Consider the following 14,424-nt stretch of genomic DNA (forward strand, 5'->3'; position numbering starts at 1 on the left):
ATGAATAAAAGGATTATCTATTCCGGCGCCGCTGCCCTGGCCGGGATTATACTGTTGACCATAGGCTTTAACGCCTGCAAAAATAAAGATGATAACGCTGCCGATATTACGATTAGTCCGGAAGCGGGTACCACCTACAAATCCGGCGATGCGGTAAGCTTCAGCGTAAAATACCCCGCCACGGTTAAGCCCGATTCGGTAGTGTACATGCTGGAGGCGCAAAGGCTGGGCTCGGTAAAAGATTCATCGGTATTAACTATCAAAACCGATACGCTGGTACTCGGTGCCCGCGTAATAACCGCCAAGATATACCAGGCCGGCAAAGCCGACGAGGTGACCACCAACATTGTATTGCTGGCTGCGAAGGCCCCCGAAGAACTCACCTTTAAAGTAGAGAAGGTTTTCCCGCATGATACGTCCACTTATACCGAGGGATTGCTATATCAGGATGGCGCTTTGTACGAAAGCGGCGGCGGTTACCTGGACCCTCCGCCCGGCCAAACCAAAGAAAGGCAATCGCGCCTCAAAAAAGTAAACCTGCAAACCGGTAAAGCCGAGCGCATGATTATGATAGACCCCAAAGTTTTTGCTGAGGGTATTTCCATAGTAGGCAACAAGCTTATCCAACTGACCTATCTCGAAAAGAAAGGCTTTGTTTATGACAAGGATACCTTTAACCTGCTCAGCACTTTTGATAACAATGTAGGTATTGAAGGCTGGGGGATGACCTTCGACGGTAAAAAGCTGTATATGGATGATAAAACCAACCGCATCTTCTTTTTGGATAAGGATACCTACCGCCAAACCGGCTTTATTGATGTTTACGACGACAAAGGCGCGATAAACGAAGTAAACGAGCTGGAAATGATAGATGGCAAGCTATACGCCAACGTGTACCAAACCGACAACATACTGGTGATAGATCCTAAAACCGGTGCCGTACTGCAAAAGATTGATATGAAAGCCCTTTATCCCGAGGCCCAGCGCAACAAGGAAGCCGACGTATTCAACGGCATAGCCTACGATAAAGCCACCGGCCGCATATTCGTAACGGGAAAAAACTGGGATAAGCTGTTCCAGGTGAAGTTTGTTAAGAAATAGTTGGCGGTAGGCGGTTTGCAGTGGGCAGCCACAAGCCTCCCAAGCTTGCTCAAGTGTTCACGCGGCGCACTGTGAACACCGTGAACGCTTTTATGTACGTGTTAATCAGGGTTTTGTAAATTGCTGTTTGGTGACAAAATCGTGTCAGTGCTGTTGTTTGACACTTTGCGGTGCGTAAGCCGGAAGTTAAAACTTTCAGGATGCCGCAAGCGTCCCCACTTGTGGCCCGCATGCAAAGTAGCCACTAAGCAACCGCCATGCATATCGGTAAACGTAAAGCCGCTCTGCTAGCGGGCTACAAGCCTGGAGGCTTGCGGCAGCGGTGCATTACTCCTCCTCCCCGCCAATAATTTTTTCCTTTATCTCGCCGGGCAACAGCCGCTCGTTAGGTTGCTCCAGCACGACCTCCAGGTGCCGCCTGCCTAATAGGTAAACACCAACGGCAATGATAAAATACACCAGCGCCAGCACAGTCCAGGCATTTTGTATCTGGGCCTCGTGCCCCGTGCCCACACGGCTCTCAAAGAATGCCTGCGGGAAATCTACCGACGCATGGGCAATAATCAGTACGAATACGTTGCCGCCAACCCTGTCCCACAACCAGGTAAAGATTACCGAAAGCGCAAAAACGATTATAATGAAGGGCAGGACTATGCGCCATCCGCTAAAAAATAGGGGCAGGTGCCATAGCGCCCATATGGCAAACACCATCAGCATGGCAATTTTTAATGGGCGGCCCTCGGCCAGTTTAGGCAGTAGCCATCCGCGCCAGCCCAATTCCTCGCCAAGGCCTAATACCAGGCAGGCACCGCCTATGTGCATCAGCAATAGCATAGGGCTAACGGCCAGTACGTAGTCTACCAGTTGCCCGGGCGAAAAGCCCCCCATTATAAATGCCAGCAATGTTACAATGATGCCCGCCAGGGGGAGGGATATCCACCAGATGATATGATCGATATGGGGGGTTAGTTTAGCAAAGTATGCCTTAATACCAACGGAACCATCGGTAATGCTGATGACGATGAGGCCCGCCACGGCCGGGCCGAAAACCACCACCGTTTTAGAAAAGTAGTTAAGCCCCAGTTCCGAATTGGCAAACAAATTATCCAGCACGAATAACTTCAGCGGCAAGCCTACCAGTAACGATATAGCAAACGCTAATACGATAAAGCAAAGGATCTGATATTTAATAACAAATGCTTTCAACCGGTGGGGTGGATTTTTAAACCGCTCTAATATATAATAATACCATCATATTGCCACGGTAGTATTACCGCGATAAATATCTGCTTATATGTGTTTTTTAGCAAATAATTTATTGCACATATTCGGCTGCCGCTTCATGCATACGAACTGCACTCCGTTTAGTTACAGCCTTATGCTACTTTATTGTACTTATTGCGGTACTCTATCGGCGATAAACCGGTTATTTTCTTGAAGACCGTACGGAAGGATTTGGTATCGGTATAGCCAACATCGTACATCACTTCGTTGATGTTTTTGCGGGTGCTTTCCAGGTGTTTTTTGGCAGCCTCTATCTTTACACGTTGTATATATTCTACCGGCGTGTTGTTGGTGGCTTTCTTAAACCTCCGCTCAAAGTGTCGCTTGCCAATGGCGTATTTATCGGCCAGGCCCTCTACCGAAATACGTTCGGTGATATTGGCTTCTATAAATTCCTGCGCTTTTTTTATCGGCTCGTCTTCGTGCCCTTTTTGCCCGTTGAACATGATAAATGGCGACTGGCTCTTGCGGTCGATCTCCAGGGCGAACATCTTGGCGGCCATAATGCTCATCTCGCGCCCGGCGTGCTTTTCTACCAGGTACAGCAACAGGTTCCAGTACGATGTTGCGCCGCCGCTGCTGTAAAGCCCCTGCTGCTCGGTAACTATCCTGTCGTCAACCAGCGTAACATCGGGGAACATGGCTCGAAACTGCTCGGCAAAACGCCAGTGGCTGCTGCACTCCTTACCTTTAAGTAAACCGGTAGCAGCCAGCAGGAAAGCCCCTATGCAAAGGCTGGCCACTTCGGCACCGCGGCTGTATTGCAGCATTATCCAGGGCATGAAATCTTCGTTCTTTTTTATTGCCGTAGCCATATCTCCGCCCATGGCGGGGATAATGATGAGGTCGGTTTTGGGCACGTCTTTCAGCAGGGCATCGGTATGTACCGAAAATAGCCCGTTGTGCAGGCGCACTTCCGGAGCCAACCCTATCAGCTGCACTTTAAACATGGGCGGCTTGCCGGCTGCTTCTAAAAAATCGTTTACACCTGTAAATATTATCCGCGGGTCTACAATGCTTGCTAAAACAGCTTCGTTGGTAATCAGGATTGATACGTGCTTCATAACGCTGGCTTTGTTTGATAATGCAATATAGGCAAGACATATCGAATAATAAATTAAAGTCGCAAAGCACCCTTAAAAAGTCATTTATTCACCTTAGGGCCTAAGGAAGGCTGCTATACCTTTGGGTATGATTAGAATAACCACCAAGCACCTATGCGAAAGCTGATCGTATCGATGAATTTGAGCCTCAACGGCTGTATGGCCGGGCCGGATGGCGGGCTGCAATGGCACCACAACCATTGGAGCGAGGAAATGGCGCGGGCAATTACGCAGCAACTGGCCGATGCGGATACTATTTTGCTGGGACGGATAACCTACCTGGCCATGGCCACGCACTGGCGGGCGGAGATAGGTAACGGATACGGCGCAAGACAGGATATCGATTTTGCGGAAATGATGAGGGCCTGCATAAAGGTAGTTGTATCGGGCACCTTGGTTGCCGCCAACTGCTGGCCCAATACGGAATTGATTAATGGTAATGTGGCTCATGAGGTGGCAGCCCTTAAACTGCAACCCGGTAAAAACATTATCGTGTATGGCAGCGGCACGCTGGTTGACGCCTTGGCAAAGATGGGTTTGGTTGATGAATACCGGCTTTGGCTGCACCCGGTGATTATAGGCGTTGGCCGCCCTTTGTTTAGCAAAATGCAGGCAAATCTGATGTTTACGGGCATGCAGGTTTTTGATACCGGCGTGGTGCTAATGTGTTATAGGCCGTTGTGAAAAAATCAAGTGCATTTTATGTAATTTAGCGCAACCTAATTCAAAACCGCAATATGTTCACCAATCCTTTTGTTTTTTATGGGCGCATCAGGCGCATGGAGTACGGCCTAAGCATATTGATTTATGTTGCCGGATTGGTTTTTATCATTATTCAGGCCGCAGATCATCACAAAGAGATGTATTGGTTTGCGCTTTTTCCGCTGGCCTGGTTCAGGTTTGCGCAGGGGGCCAAACGCTGCCATGATCTTGGCAACAGCGGTTGGTTTCAACTGATACCCTTTTATTCTCTGTGGATGCTGTTGGCAGATGGCAACATTGGCCCCAACCAATATGGCGAAAACCCTAAAGATAATAACTACCCCAATTACCCCGGCGGCGGACCTTACCAGCAGCCGGGCGGAGGTGCGGGCAAATATGGTATGTAGCTTTTTTGCAGAACAGGAAATTTGTAAACTAGTCAGCCCCGAACATTTGCTATGCACAAGAACCCATTCTCGTTAAACGGTCGCATCCGCCGGGCCGAATACGGCATCAGTTGCTTTGCTTATCTCTTTGCCTATTATTTTATCTGGGGCATGGACGGCGGGCGCGGGGGCGACATTTTCATGATAGCTGTAGCCATGCCCATACTTTATTTCGCTTTGGCGCAGGGCGTAAAACGCTGCCACGATATCGGCAAAAGCGGCTGGTGGCAGTTTGTCCCTTTCTACATCTTTTGGCTGATGGGCACTAAAGGCCAGGCGGGCCCCAACCCATACGGGCCAGATCCTAAGGTAGCACCGTATGAGTAGGCGAGTAGCGGTAGCAGTTGCAGATTAGGATGCAGACTGCAGTTCAAAACTTAAAACAATAACTGTGTTTTAGGATTTCCCCACTGCCACTGCTAACTGAGTTACCTCCAGGCTTTATATTGATTTATCAAACCATTGGTAGATGAATCGTGCGAGGTAATTTCCTCGTCGCCTTTAAGTTCGGGTAATATTTTACCGGCCAATTGCTTGCCTAGCTCTACGCCCCATTGGTCGAAACTGTAGATGTTCCAGATAATACCCTGCACGAATATCTTATGCTCGTACATGGCAATCAGGGAACCTAATGCCCTTGGCGTTATCAATTTAACCAGTATGGAGTTGGTAGGGCGATTACCCTCAAATACTTTAAATGGCGCAATTTTGCTTATCTCTTCTTCAGATTTGCCGGCTTTCTTCAATTCATCTATAACCACCTCTTCGGTCTTGCCGTTCATCAGGGCCTCTGTTTGGGCGAAGAAGTTAGAGAGTAGCATCTTGTGGTGTTCGCCCAGCGGGTTATGCGATTGTGCGGGAGCGATAAAGTCGCAGGGGATAAGTTTGGTGCCCTGGTGTATCAGCTGGTAAAAGGCATGCTGGCCGTTGGTGCCCGGCTCGCCCCAAATAATTGGGCCTGTGCTGTAATCTACATGTTTGCCGGTGCGGTCTACATGTTTGCCGTTACTTTCCATATCCCCTTGTTGGAAGTATGCTGCAAAGCGGTGCATGTATTGGTCGTATGGCAAAATGGCCTGCGTTTCGGCTTCGAAGAAGTTATTGTACCAGATGCCCACCAAGGCCAGTATCGCCGGGATGTTCTCTTCCAGCGGGGCTGTTTTGAAATGGTTATCCATGGCATGCGCACCATCCAGTAATTCGATAAAATTATCGAAACCGATGCTAAGCGAAATAGATAAGCCTATGGCGCTCCAAAGCGAGTAGCGGCCGCCAACCCAATCCCAAAACTCGAACATGTTTTTGGTGTCGATACCGAATTTAGCCACGCCCTCGCTATTGGTAGATAACGCAGCAAAATGCTTCGCCACATCCTCATCCTTACCGCCACTGGCAATAAACCAATCGCGCGCGCTGTGGGCGTTGCCCATGGTTTCCTGCGTGGTAAACGTCTTAGAAGCTATTAAGAACAATGTGGTTTCGGCGTCAACCGTTTTCAGGGTTTCTACTATATGGGTAGCATCCACATTGGATACGAAGTGCAGCTTGAGGTGGTTTTTGTAGGCTTTAAGCGCCTCGGTAACCATTACCGGGCCCAGGTCAGAGCCGCCGATGCCTATGTTCACCACGTCGGTAATCGGCTTGCCGGTGTAGCCTTTCCATTCGCCGCTGATAATGGCATGGCTGAAGCTTTCCATCTGTGCCAGTACGCGGTTTACATCGGGCATCACATCTTTACCGTCTACCAGTATCGGCGTGTTGCTGCGGTTGCGCAGAGCAATGTGCAGCACCGGGCGGCCCTCGGTAACGTTTATAGGCCGACCAGAAAACATGGCGGCAATTGCATCATTTAGGCCACATTCGCGCGCCAGTTGTATCAATAGCGCGAGGGTTTCATCGTCTATCCGGTTTTTCGAATAATCGACCAGGATATCCTCAAACTGTAAGGAGAATTTTTCAAAGCGTTCTGCATCAGCATCAAAAAGTTCTTTCAGGTTTTTTGATACGATGTCGATATAATGATCGGCTAAATATTTATACGATTGGGTGGCGGTGAAATTGGTAGTTGGTAGCATAGCGGAATAATTTTTGGTAAAAGTAGCAAGTTAATTTTGCGGCAGTAAACTAAAATGAAATTTATGGCATAAGGGTGTTATTTATTGCATTTTGCATATTTAAGTCTTAGTGTTTCATTTACACCTGTTTAATTGTCATTATTTCAACATAATTATTAAATATTTTTTAAAATCGGAACAAATAAATGATATATTTGCTTTGTTGATAAGTTAATCGCTTATTTATCGCCAAATCATCAATACGCTATCTAAAAACTTGCTTTTATGTTCGAAAAACTGTTTTTGCTCGTAAAAAATAACGCCGGGACGGCTGTTACCAACAACCCTTTAATTGCCGAAAAATACCGCGAGGCGGTTTTGAACGACGCGTCGAGTTCGATAATAGAGGTGATAAAGGCGCATATAGAAAGCGGGAAGCTGATAGACCTGGTTAAGTACTTCCAGATAGAGGGCGTTTATGATAACCCGCTTATCAACAAAGCCGTAAATAAATTTGCCATAAAGCTTGATAAGTATTACGATATCAGTTCGGCCGATGCAAAACAAATCTCCAACGATCTCATCCGCCCGGTAATGCTGGAGCTGATACGCCAAAGTAAAACCGAACAAAATAAAGAGTTTGCCCTCAATACCCTGTTATCAAAAATAAGCGGCCACGTAGCCGATATGGGCCTGTTGCTTACGCAAATGGCGTAATTGAGGTTTAAGGTTTTAAGGTTGAAAAGTTTTAAGGTTGGAGAGGTTAAAAGCTCTCCAACCTTTTATATTTCCGGCAATTCCTCCCAACATTATTGAGTTGTAACGTTTAAAGGTTGAAAAGTTTTAGGGTTGGACGGGTCAAAAGCTCTCCAACCTTTCCATTTCCGGCAATTCCTCCTAACATTTAAACTTTCCAACCTTCCAACGTTCCAACCTTCCAACCTTCCAACCTTCCAACGTTCCAACCTTCCAACGTTGCAACTTTCAAACTCCTTTACCTATCTTTGGCGCATGACTAAAGAGAACTTACAGGATTTAAGGGATAGAACAACTTCCCTGAGGAGGCATCTTTGACATCGATACCAAACTCGATGCCATGCACAAGGAACAGGAAATAACCATTGGCCCAAACTTTTGGGACCATCCCAAAGAGGCCGAGAAGGTACTCGCTTCCATCAAAACAAAAAAAATATGGACCGACGCTTTCCAAAAGGTAGTAGCGGTAGTGGAGGATACGGGCGTATTGTTCGAGTTTTTCCAGGCAGGCGATGCCACAGAAGCGGAAATGCTGGAGCAATACAAGGCTGCAACTACTGCAGTAGAAGAGCTGGAATTCAAGAACATGCTTAGCGCCGAGGAAGACCAGTTTAACGCCGTATTGCAAATTACCGCAGGCGCCGGCGGTACCGAAAGCTGCGACTGGGCCGGCATGCTGATGCGCATGTACATTATGTGGGGCGATAAAAACGGCTACAAAGTTTCTGAACAGGATTACCAACCGGGCGATGTGGCCGGTGTAAAAACCGTTACCCTGCAGCTGGAAGGCGATTTTGCTTACGGATATCTGAAGGGCGAGAACGGTGTGCATCGCCTGGTGCGTGTATCACCATTTGATGCCAACGCCAAGCGCCATACCTCGTTTGCCTCTGTGTACGTTTACCCGCTGGTAGATGATACCATAGAGATAGAGGTGAAGGATGCCGATATCGAATTTGAGACCTTCCGCGCGGGTGGTGCAGGCGGGCAAAACGTAAACAAGGTTGAAACCGCCGTGCGTTTATACCACAAGCCATCGGGTATCATCATCAAAAACCAGGAATCGCGCTCACAATTGCAAAACAAGGAGAACGCTATCCGCTTGCTGAAATCGCAGCTTTATGAGGCAGAGATGCGCAAGCGCGCCGAAGCATCAAGCGCAGTTGAGGGTAATAAAAAGAAAATTGAATGGGGATCGCAGATACGCAACTATGTGCTCCACCCGTACAAATTAGTTAAAGACCTGCGTACCGACCACGAAACCTCTAATGCCGCCGCCGTATTGGATGGCGACCTGAACGAGTTTTTAAAATCGTACCTGATGGAATTTGGCGGCCCAAAAAGCTAAAGCGGCCATTTTTAATATACTTTACGATAGCGATAGGCCTTAAAACCTGTCGCTATTATTGTTTAATTACCAAATTCTAAATGCTAACAGTCCTACACTCGTTCTGCATTGATAGGCCTGCTGCACAAACGCACTTTTGTGATGTAATCAATTATAAACCCAAACACACATCATGAAAAAACGTTTTTTTACATTGTTTAGCATTTTAATAGTCGGCTTATGTTATACGCCGGCGGTTATAGCACAAAAATTGCCACCCGGCGCATTTGGGCATAGCATCAAATTTGATTTAGCTATATCAGATTCCTTGCGCGCTCACGGTTACACAACCTCAACTTTCTCTATTTTCGATTCGGGTTTAGCGGCGGCATTCTATAAGCCGTTGTTAAACAGCAATCAAACCATGAAGACACCAATAATGCTGGGCGTTAAATTAAACCCTGCATTAATGGATTATGCTTTGTCGCCGGTAAAGTCATTTTCTAAAACCTATACCGCTTTCAGGATTTCGGATGGGTCGGATGCTGTGCTGATCGCAGTGGGCATCACTAAAAGCAACATAGGCGATTACCGGTATCGTGTGGTGCTAAATGATAGCTTGGAGGTGGTGCACTGGTCTAAAATACCCGGTTTGGAGCAAAAATACGGGGCCGAAAAACCTTATGGGCTTATAGGCAATTTCAATTACCCCAATAAGCAGGTACTGGTGGAAGTTGTAAACGTTAAAAACTACCAGCTTAGAGACGGCGTTATCTTCGACTGGCGTAAAAACATCAGGCCGGTTATTACCAGTATCAGATTTCAGCCGCCGCTGCCTGCCGGCAAAACATATACTAATTACGGGGTTGAATTGATGAAAATGCAAGCTCCTCATCAAGTAAAGTACGACACCGTTACCCACGCACCAACGGAGATCAGTTTTTTTGCGGATAGTGTGAACGCTATAACCCTGTTATTTAAGGACCACGAAGCTGTAGCCTATAATGTTAATTTGTATAAGCAGGAACAGGGGGAAAGCAATTTTTTTACCTCAGCACAAGGGAGCAGTTTAGAAACTGAGTTTAAGTTTGACGTTCCGAATTATCCAACCGGAGATTATGAAATAATTATTCGCCCGCAGGGCGCGGGAGGGTTTAACCTGCAAGATCAGCAATTGCATATCAAGCTTAAAATATTGCCTAACACGGTTTTAGAAAAAAAGGCGTCGTTAAAACAGCTCCTACCCTATGTGGTGGGGGCAGTTGTCTTTTTCGGGCTGCTGTTTGGCGGCTATTACAGGCGCAACCAGGTAAAGTTGCTGAGGGCGGCGCAGGCCAAGCAGCTAACCGGGCTTAAATTGCAATCCATTCGCGCGCAGCTGAATCCGCATTTTATGTTCAACGCGTTAACTTCCATCCAAAACCTAATCAATAAAAATGATATAGCCGGCGCCAACCATTACCTGGCTAAGTTTGCCGGCCTTACCCGGCAGGTGCTTGCAACCGGCGGCGAAGAATTGCTGAGCCTGGAGGAAGAACTTAAGCTGATGGACGATTATTTGCAGATGGAGCAATTGCGTTTCGGTTTCAAATACTATATCACAGCCGGCGATGATTTAAATCAATCGAACATAGAAGTGCCGGCTATGCTGTTGCAGCCATTTGTAGAGAATGCGGTTAAGCATGGGGTGGCAATTTTAAAAGAAGCCGGGGAGATTAGCCTATCGGTTACACGCAACCAAAAAGACCTTGTTTTTACCATAAAGGATAACGGTAGCTGGACAGGCGCAACCAACGCTGATGAAAATAGCGGCTACGGATTGAAATTGAGCCAAGAACGCATAGCTTTACTGGGCCAGTTGTTTAAAGAGCAGCCCGTAACATTAAATATACAAAAGAATGCACCGGGGACTGTAGTAAGCATCCGTTTAACCAACTGGATTTAATTTATGCCGATGGATATACGCAGCATTATTGTTGATGACGAGCCTAATAATGTAGAAAACCTGCAGCAGATCATCAAAACGCACTTTCCCGAAATTGTGGTGACAGCAGTGGCAAACGATGCTGATAACGCCATTGCTGCCATAATAGAACATCGGCCCAATTTGTTGTTTTTAGATATACAAATGCCGGGTAAATCGGGCTTCGATGTGTTACGGGCCTTTGACGAAATTGATTTCGAAGTTATTTTTATCACTGCTTATGATAAATATGGCATCCAGGCTATCAAATTTTCGGCCCTGGATTATTTGCTGAAACCTATCGACGTTGATGAATTTAAATTGGCAATAGAGAAGGCCAGGCCTAAAATTGCCCGCAGGCAGCAAAACCAAAGCATCGAAAACCTGCTGCAGTACATTAAAGGGGGGCAAAACGATACGCCCAAAATAGCCCTGCACACGCTTACCGAGATCATGTATGTAAAAACTACAGATATAATCAGGTGCGAGGCATCTAATAATTATACCACGTTTTACCTCAACAACGGCGAGCAGGTGCTTGTATGCAAAACGCTTAAAGAATTTGCCGATATTTTAAAACCTCACCAGTTTATACGCACGCATCAATCGCATTTAGTTAACCTGCATTTTGTAAAAAGCTATTTAAAAGAGGACGGCGGTACGCTGCTGCTGGCCGATAAAACCAAGGTGCCTATATCGCGGCAGAACCGGGATATGATAAAAAACGCGCTGGCCAAAAGTTTGTGATGAAAAAAGGTATAATTGTAACTCAATAACCAATGATGAAAACTCTTTTAGCAGCCTCAGTTTTGACGATTTTAACAATGGGAGCTTTTGGACAGACTCCAAGCCCTATGCCTTTATACCCTACGGGCGTACCCAATTCCAAGCCAACACCCGCGGGCTATGTGGAAGTAACCGACGCGAATAATTGGATAACTAAGGTAAGCATCCCTACCATTACGCCCTACCTGCCCGAAAAAGGCACAGCAAATGGTGCGGCGATAGTGATTTTCCCCGGTGGGGGATATGGTGGCCTGGCCAACAACCACGAGGGGATGGCTATTGCTAAAGCATTCAATAGTATTGGCGTTACGGCCTTTCTGGTGAAATATCGCTTACCATCGGATGAAATAATGGTTGATAAAACTATCGGCCCGCTACAGGATGCCCAGCGTGCGATACAAATAGTAAGGCAGGGCGCAGCCGGGTGGGGAGTAGACCCTCACCGCATCGGCATCATCGGTTTTTCAGCGGGGGGCCACCTGGCTTCAACCGCCGGTACGCATTTCGATAAGGTGGTAATCGACAATCCGGATAACATCAGCGTACGGCCAGATTTTATGATGCTGATATACCCGGTGATATCGTTCGGGCCGAAGGCACACGTAGGCTCGCGCGAAAACCTTATCGGCAAAACGCCATCGCAAGCCATGATAGACCTTTACTCCAACGAAAAGCAGGTAACCGCCAATACGCCGCCAACCTTTTTGATCCACGCCCAGGACGATGGCGCAGTACCTGTTGAGAATAGCCTGATGATGTACGAGGCACTTACCAACGCCAAAGTTAAGGTAGAGATGCACCTGTTCCAAAACGGCGGTCACGGCTTTGGCATGCCAAACCCCACCACCAAAGAAAAATGGTTCGATTGGGCTGCTGCCTGGATGGAAGCGAATGGGTGGTTGAAAAAATAAGATGATGGGGTTGATATCCGGCTTGTTTGCAAAGGCCCGACCATCGCGAGGGGAGATTCTTAACGATGGCTTAGCAATGGCGATGGAGTTTGGAGAAAACTGGCTTCAACCTATTAACGGTAGGCTAGAGGACAAATTCGGTTTTTTATCAGCACAGGAAATAGAATCGTACAGTAACATTTGCCGGGATGCGAGGAATGAAAGTAAGGGTTTTATTTTGAACAGCCTTGCAAAAGTTTTCGATAATGGTGAAACGATAAAGGATAGTGACTTTAAGACTGAGTTTGAAAATCACATTCTTCAAAAATTTGATTGGGTGAACAAGTCAAATATTAACGGTGCATATTCTCAAGGCATGTATTATGCATGGAGAGAAGGCCTTACCTCAGTGATAAAATGAATATCCCATTCCAAACCATCCAATGGGATAATATCCCCAAAGAAGAGCACCCCGGTACAAGGGGTACATCCTTTTGGCAGGTATTGCAATTGCCGGGTTTGCGCATAAGGCTGGTAGAATACTCCGCCGGTTACCTGGCCGACCACTGGTGCCAAAAAGGCCACATCGTGCATTGCCTGGAAGGGGAGTTTGAAAGCGAAATGGAAGGTGGCGAGATATTCACCTTAACTGCGGGCATGAGTTACGTGGTTTCTGATGATGCAAGCACGCACCGCTCTACGTCTAAAAATGATGTGAAGTTGTTGATTGTAGATGGAGATTTTTTAAAATTCAGCAATGGGGTTTAAATTTGCCTAATAATATTTCGACTTCCGGTTATAGTTGAAATATTGGACGACCCACCATATAAGGTGAAGTATTTGGAATATTTAATGTCGCATTTGTTGTATTGGTCATGAAGCGCGTTTATGTGGTTTATTACTTCCTCATCAGGGGTTTTGGGAATAAGACCGATTGTACCTGCTCTTTCCCTTATTTCCAAGTAGCAAGCGGCCCCTTCATACATGTTGTTGACCTCGCTGTCACTATAAGAGGTCGAGATTAGTGAGATAGCACCAGACAACGCCGCACTAATGGCGGCTATCATTTGGATGCCACTGTTTCCTATTATTTTGATTAAAACAGTAGTAATTGCGCCTGCCGAAAACAGCGCGAGTATGCCAGAAGTTAAAGTTAATTTTCTTTTTAATGTGGACTGTCCGTATGCCTTTTTTAATAGCATTTCCCTTCGCATTTCAGCGTTTTGTTGAACTCGACGTAGCTCTTTTTTATACTCTTGTTTCATGGTAAGGTTTTGATTTATAGCAAAAATACTACATTTGAAATCCTTCCACAATATCTTTACTCCGCTACTTCACCGCCGCCAAATTCTGATAATAACTACTCCCCACAGGCAGTACCGCCCCGTTTACTACCAATTGATGTCGCTCTATTTTCTCTACTTTGTTTACTGCGGCAATAAATGAACGGTGTATGCGGATGAACTGATCGGCTGGCAGCAGGTTCTCCACTTCGGATATCGTCATGCGGGAGAGGAGTTGCTTATCCTTTAGTTCAAAGTTTACGTAGTTGCCGGTGGCTTCCAGGTAGCAGATGTCATCAAACATTACCTTCACCTGCTCGTAACCGGTTTTCAGGAAAAGGTAATCTTTTTTATCCTCCCTGGTATTGCGGAAGTTGTACAGTTCATATGCCTTGTTGCAGGCCTTGGTAAAGCGCGCCAAAGAGAAGGGCTTCAGCAGGTAATCTACTGCATCCAGTTCAAAACTGGTAACGGCGTGCTCGGTATAGGCGGTGGTGAATATTACCAGCGGTTTTTTGCTGAGGCAGGCGAGCAAGTCGATTCCCGATATATCCGGCATTTTGATATCCAGGAACAGCAGGTCGATGGGGTTGTGTTGGAGGTATTCCATCGCCTTAAATGCATCGGTAAATTCGGCTTTCAAATCTACGAACGGAACCTTGGCCGCATGGGAGCGCACTACGCCAAGGGCCAGGGGTTCGTCGTCTATAGCTACTGCAGTTATCAAAA

General features: G+C 46.7%; 16 protein-coding genes. 11 read left to right on the top strand and 5 right to left on the bottom strand.

Annotated features, from left to right (window positions below; genetic code table 11):
- Nucleotides 1–1,101 (top strand): glutaminyl-peptide cyclotransferase, encoded by a 1,101-nt coding sequence (locus AC1DYT_RS03810; protein ID WP_477468321.1) that lies wholly within the window; start codon nucleotides 1–3, stop codon nucleotides 1,099–1,101.
- Nucleotides 1,102–1,428: 327 nt separating this feature from the next.
- On the opposite strand, the gene AC1DYT_RS03815 is transcribed toward AC1DYT_RS03810, so the two are convergent.
- Both AC1DYT_RS03815 and AC1DYT_RS03820 read right to left on the bottom strand, forming a co-directional pair.
- Nucleotides 1,429–2,307 carry a CPBP family intramembrane glutamic endopeptidase gene (locus tag AC1DYT_RS03815; RefSeq protein WP_477468322.1) on the bottom strand — a complete coding sequence of 293 codons (879 nt, stop codon included), beginning with the start codon at nucleotides 2,305–2,307 and terminating at the stop codon, nucleotides 1,429–1,431.
- 170 nt (nucleotides 2,308–2,477) lie between these two features.
- Nucleotides 2,478–3,449 (bottom strand): GlxA family transcriptional regulator, encoded by a 972-nt coding sequence (locus tag AC1DYT_RS03820; RefSeq protein ID WP_477468323.1) that lies wholly within the window; start codon nucleotides 3,447–3,449, stop codon nucleotides 2,478–2,480.
- A 153-nt stretch (nucleotides 3,450–3,602) separates the two neighbouring features.
- Between AC1DYT_RS03820 and AC1DYT_RS03825 the strand changes: the two genes are divergently transcribed.
- Genes AC1DYT_RS03825 through AC1DYT_RS03835 form a run of 3 tightly spaced genes read left to right on the top strand, consistent with a single transcriptional unit; the run spans nucleotide 3,603 to nucleotide 4,963 of the window.
- A complete protein-coding gene (locus AC1DYT_RS03825) occupies nucleotides 3,603–4,172 on the top strand; it encodes a dihydrofolate reductase family protein (protein WP_477468324.1) in 570 nt (189 codons plus the stop codon).
- A gap of 53 nt (nucleotides 4,173–4,225) precedes the next feature.
- Nucleotides 4,226–4,597 (top strand): DUF805 domain-containing protein, encoded by a 372-nt coding sequence (locus AC1DYT_RS03830; protein ID WP_477468325.1) that lies wholly within the window; start codon nucleotides 4,226–4,228, stop codon nucleotides 4,595–4,597.
- Nucleotides 4,598–4,648: 51 nt separating this feature from the next.
- On the top strand, nucleotides 4,649–4,963 hold the full coding sequence (locus tag AC1DYT_RS03835) for a DUF805 domain-containing protein (RefSeq protein ID WP_477468326.1): 315 nt from the start codon (nucleotides 4,649–4,651) through the stop codon (nucleotides 4,961–4,963).
- Between the two features lie 101 nt (nucleotides 4,964–5,064).
- Here the strand turns inward: AC1DYT_RS03835 and pgi are convergent, their stop codons facing one another.
- A complete protein-coding gene (gene pgi / locus AC1DYT_RS03840) occupies nucleotides 5,065–6,711 on the bottom strand; it encodes a glucose-6-phosphate isomerase (protein WP_477468327.1) in 1,647 nt (548 codons plus the stop codon).
- 264 nt (nucleotides 6,712–6,975) lie between these two features.
- Here pgi and AC1DYT_RS03845 point away from each other — a divergent pair, with 264 nt between their 5' ends.
- The 7 genes from AC1DYT_RS03845 (at nucleotide 6,976) to AC1DYT_RS03875 (ending at nucleotide 13,180) form a co-directional block, all read left to right on the top strand.
- Entirely contained in the window at nucleotides 6,976–7,407 is a 432-nt protein-coding gene (locus tag AC1DYT_RS03845) for a hypothetical protein (RefSeq protein WP_477468328.1), read from the top strand.
- Between the two features lie 294 nt (nucleotides 7,408–7,701).
- Nucleotides 7,702–8,794, top strand: a protein-coding gene (gene prfB / locus AC1DYT_RS03850; protein WP_477468329.1) for a peptide chain release factor 2 whose coding sequence is annotated in 2 segments (ribosomal slippage) — nucleotides 7,702–7,761 and nucleotides 7,763–8,794 — 1,092 coding nt in all. Because the reading frame shifts where the segments join, the coding sequence is not laid out codon by codon here.
- Between the two features lie 172 nt (nucleotides 8,795–8,966).
- The gene (locus tag AC1DYT_RS03855) at nucleotides 8,967–10,718 is read left to right on the top strand and encodes a sensor histidine kinase (protein WP_477468330.1); all 1,752 of its coding nucleotides are present in this window, start codon (nucleotides 8,967–8,969) and stop codon (nucleotides 10,716–10,718) included.
- A gap of 9 nt (nucleotides 10,719–10,727) precedes the next feature.
- Nucleotides 10,728–11,483: a LytR/AlgR family response regulator transcription factor gene (locus tag AC1DYT_RS03860; RefSeq protein WP_477468331.1), complete on the top strand. Its 756-nt coding sequence runs from the start codon at nucleotides 10,728–10,730 to the stop codon at nucleotides 11,481–11,483.
- A gap of 107 nt (nucleotides 11,484–11,590) precedes the next feature.
- The gene (locus AC1DYT_RS03865) at nucleotides 11,591–12,433 is read left to right on the top strand and encodes an alpha/beta hydrolase (RefSeq protein WP_477468332.1); all 843 of its coding nucleotides are present in this window, start codon (nucleotides 11,591–11,593) and stop codon (nucleotides 12,431–12,433) included.
- Between the two features lies 1 nt (nucleotide 12,434).
- Entirely contained in the window at nucleotides 12,435–12,833 is a 399-nt protein-coding gene (locus AC1DYT_RS03870; protein ID WP_477468333.1) for a hypothetical protein, read from the top strand.
- Nucleotides 12,830–13,180 carry a DHCW motif cupin fold protein gene (locus AC1DYT_RS03875; RefSeq protein WP_477468334.1) on the top strand — a complete coding sequence of 117 codons (351 nt, stop codon included), beginning with the start codon at nucleotides 12,830–12,832 and terminating at the stop codon, nucleotides 13,178–13,180. The genes AC1DYT_RS03870 and AC1DYT_RS03875 overlap by 4 nt, the downstream gene beginning before the upstream one ends.
- On the opposite strand, the gene AC1DYT_RS03880 is transcribed toward AC1DYT_RS03875, so the two are convergent.
- Both AC1DYT_RS03880 and AC1DYT_RS03885 read right to left on the bottom strand, forming a co-directional pair.
- Complete coding sequence (locus AC1DYT_RS03880; protein ID WP_477468335.1) at nucleotides 13,177–13,677, bottom strand: hypothetical protein; 501 nt, start codon at nucleotides 13,675–13,677, stop codon at nucleotides 13,177–13,179. The genes AC1DYT_RS03875 and AC1DYT_RS03880 overlap by 4 nt on opposite strands.
- A gap of 64 nt (nucleotides 13,678–13,741) precedes the next feature.
- Nucleotides 13,742–14,422, bottom strand: coding sequence for a LytR/AlgR family response regulator transcription factor (locus tag AC1DYT_RS03885; protein ID WP_477468336.1), 681 nt, complete (start codon nucleotides 14,420–14,422; stop codon nucleotides 13,742–13,744).
- Nucleotides 14,423–14,424 lie beyond the last annotated feature (2 nt).

The sequence above is a fragment of the Mucilaginibacter sp. P1_D10 genome (genome assembly GCF_056406215.1).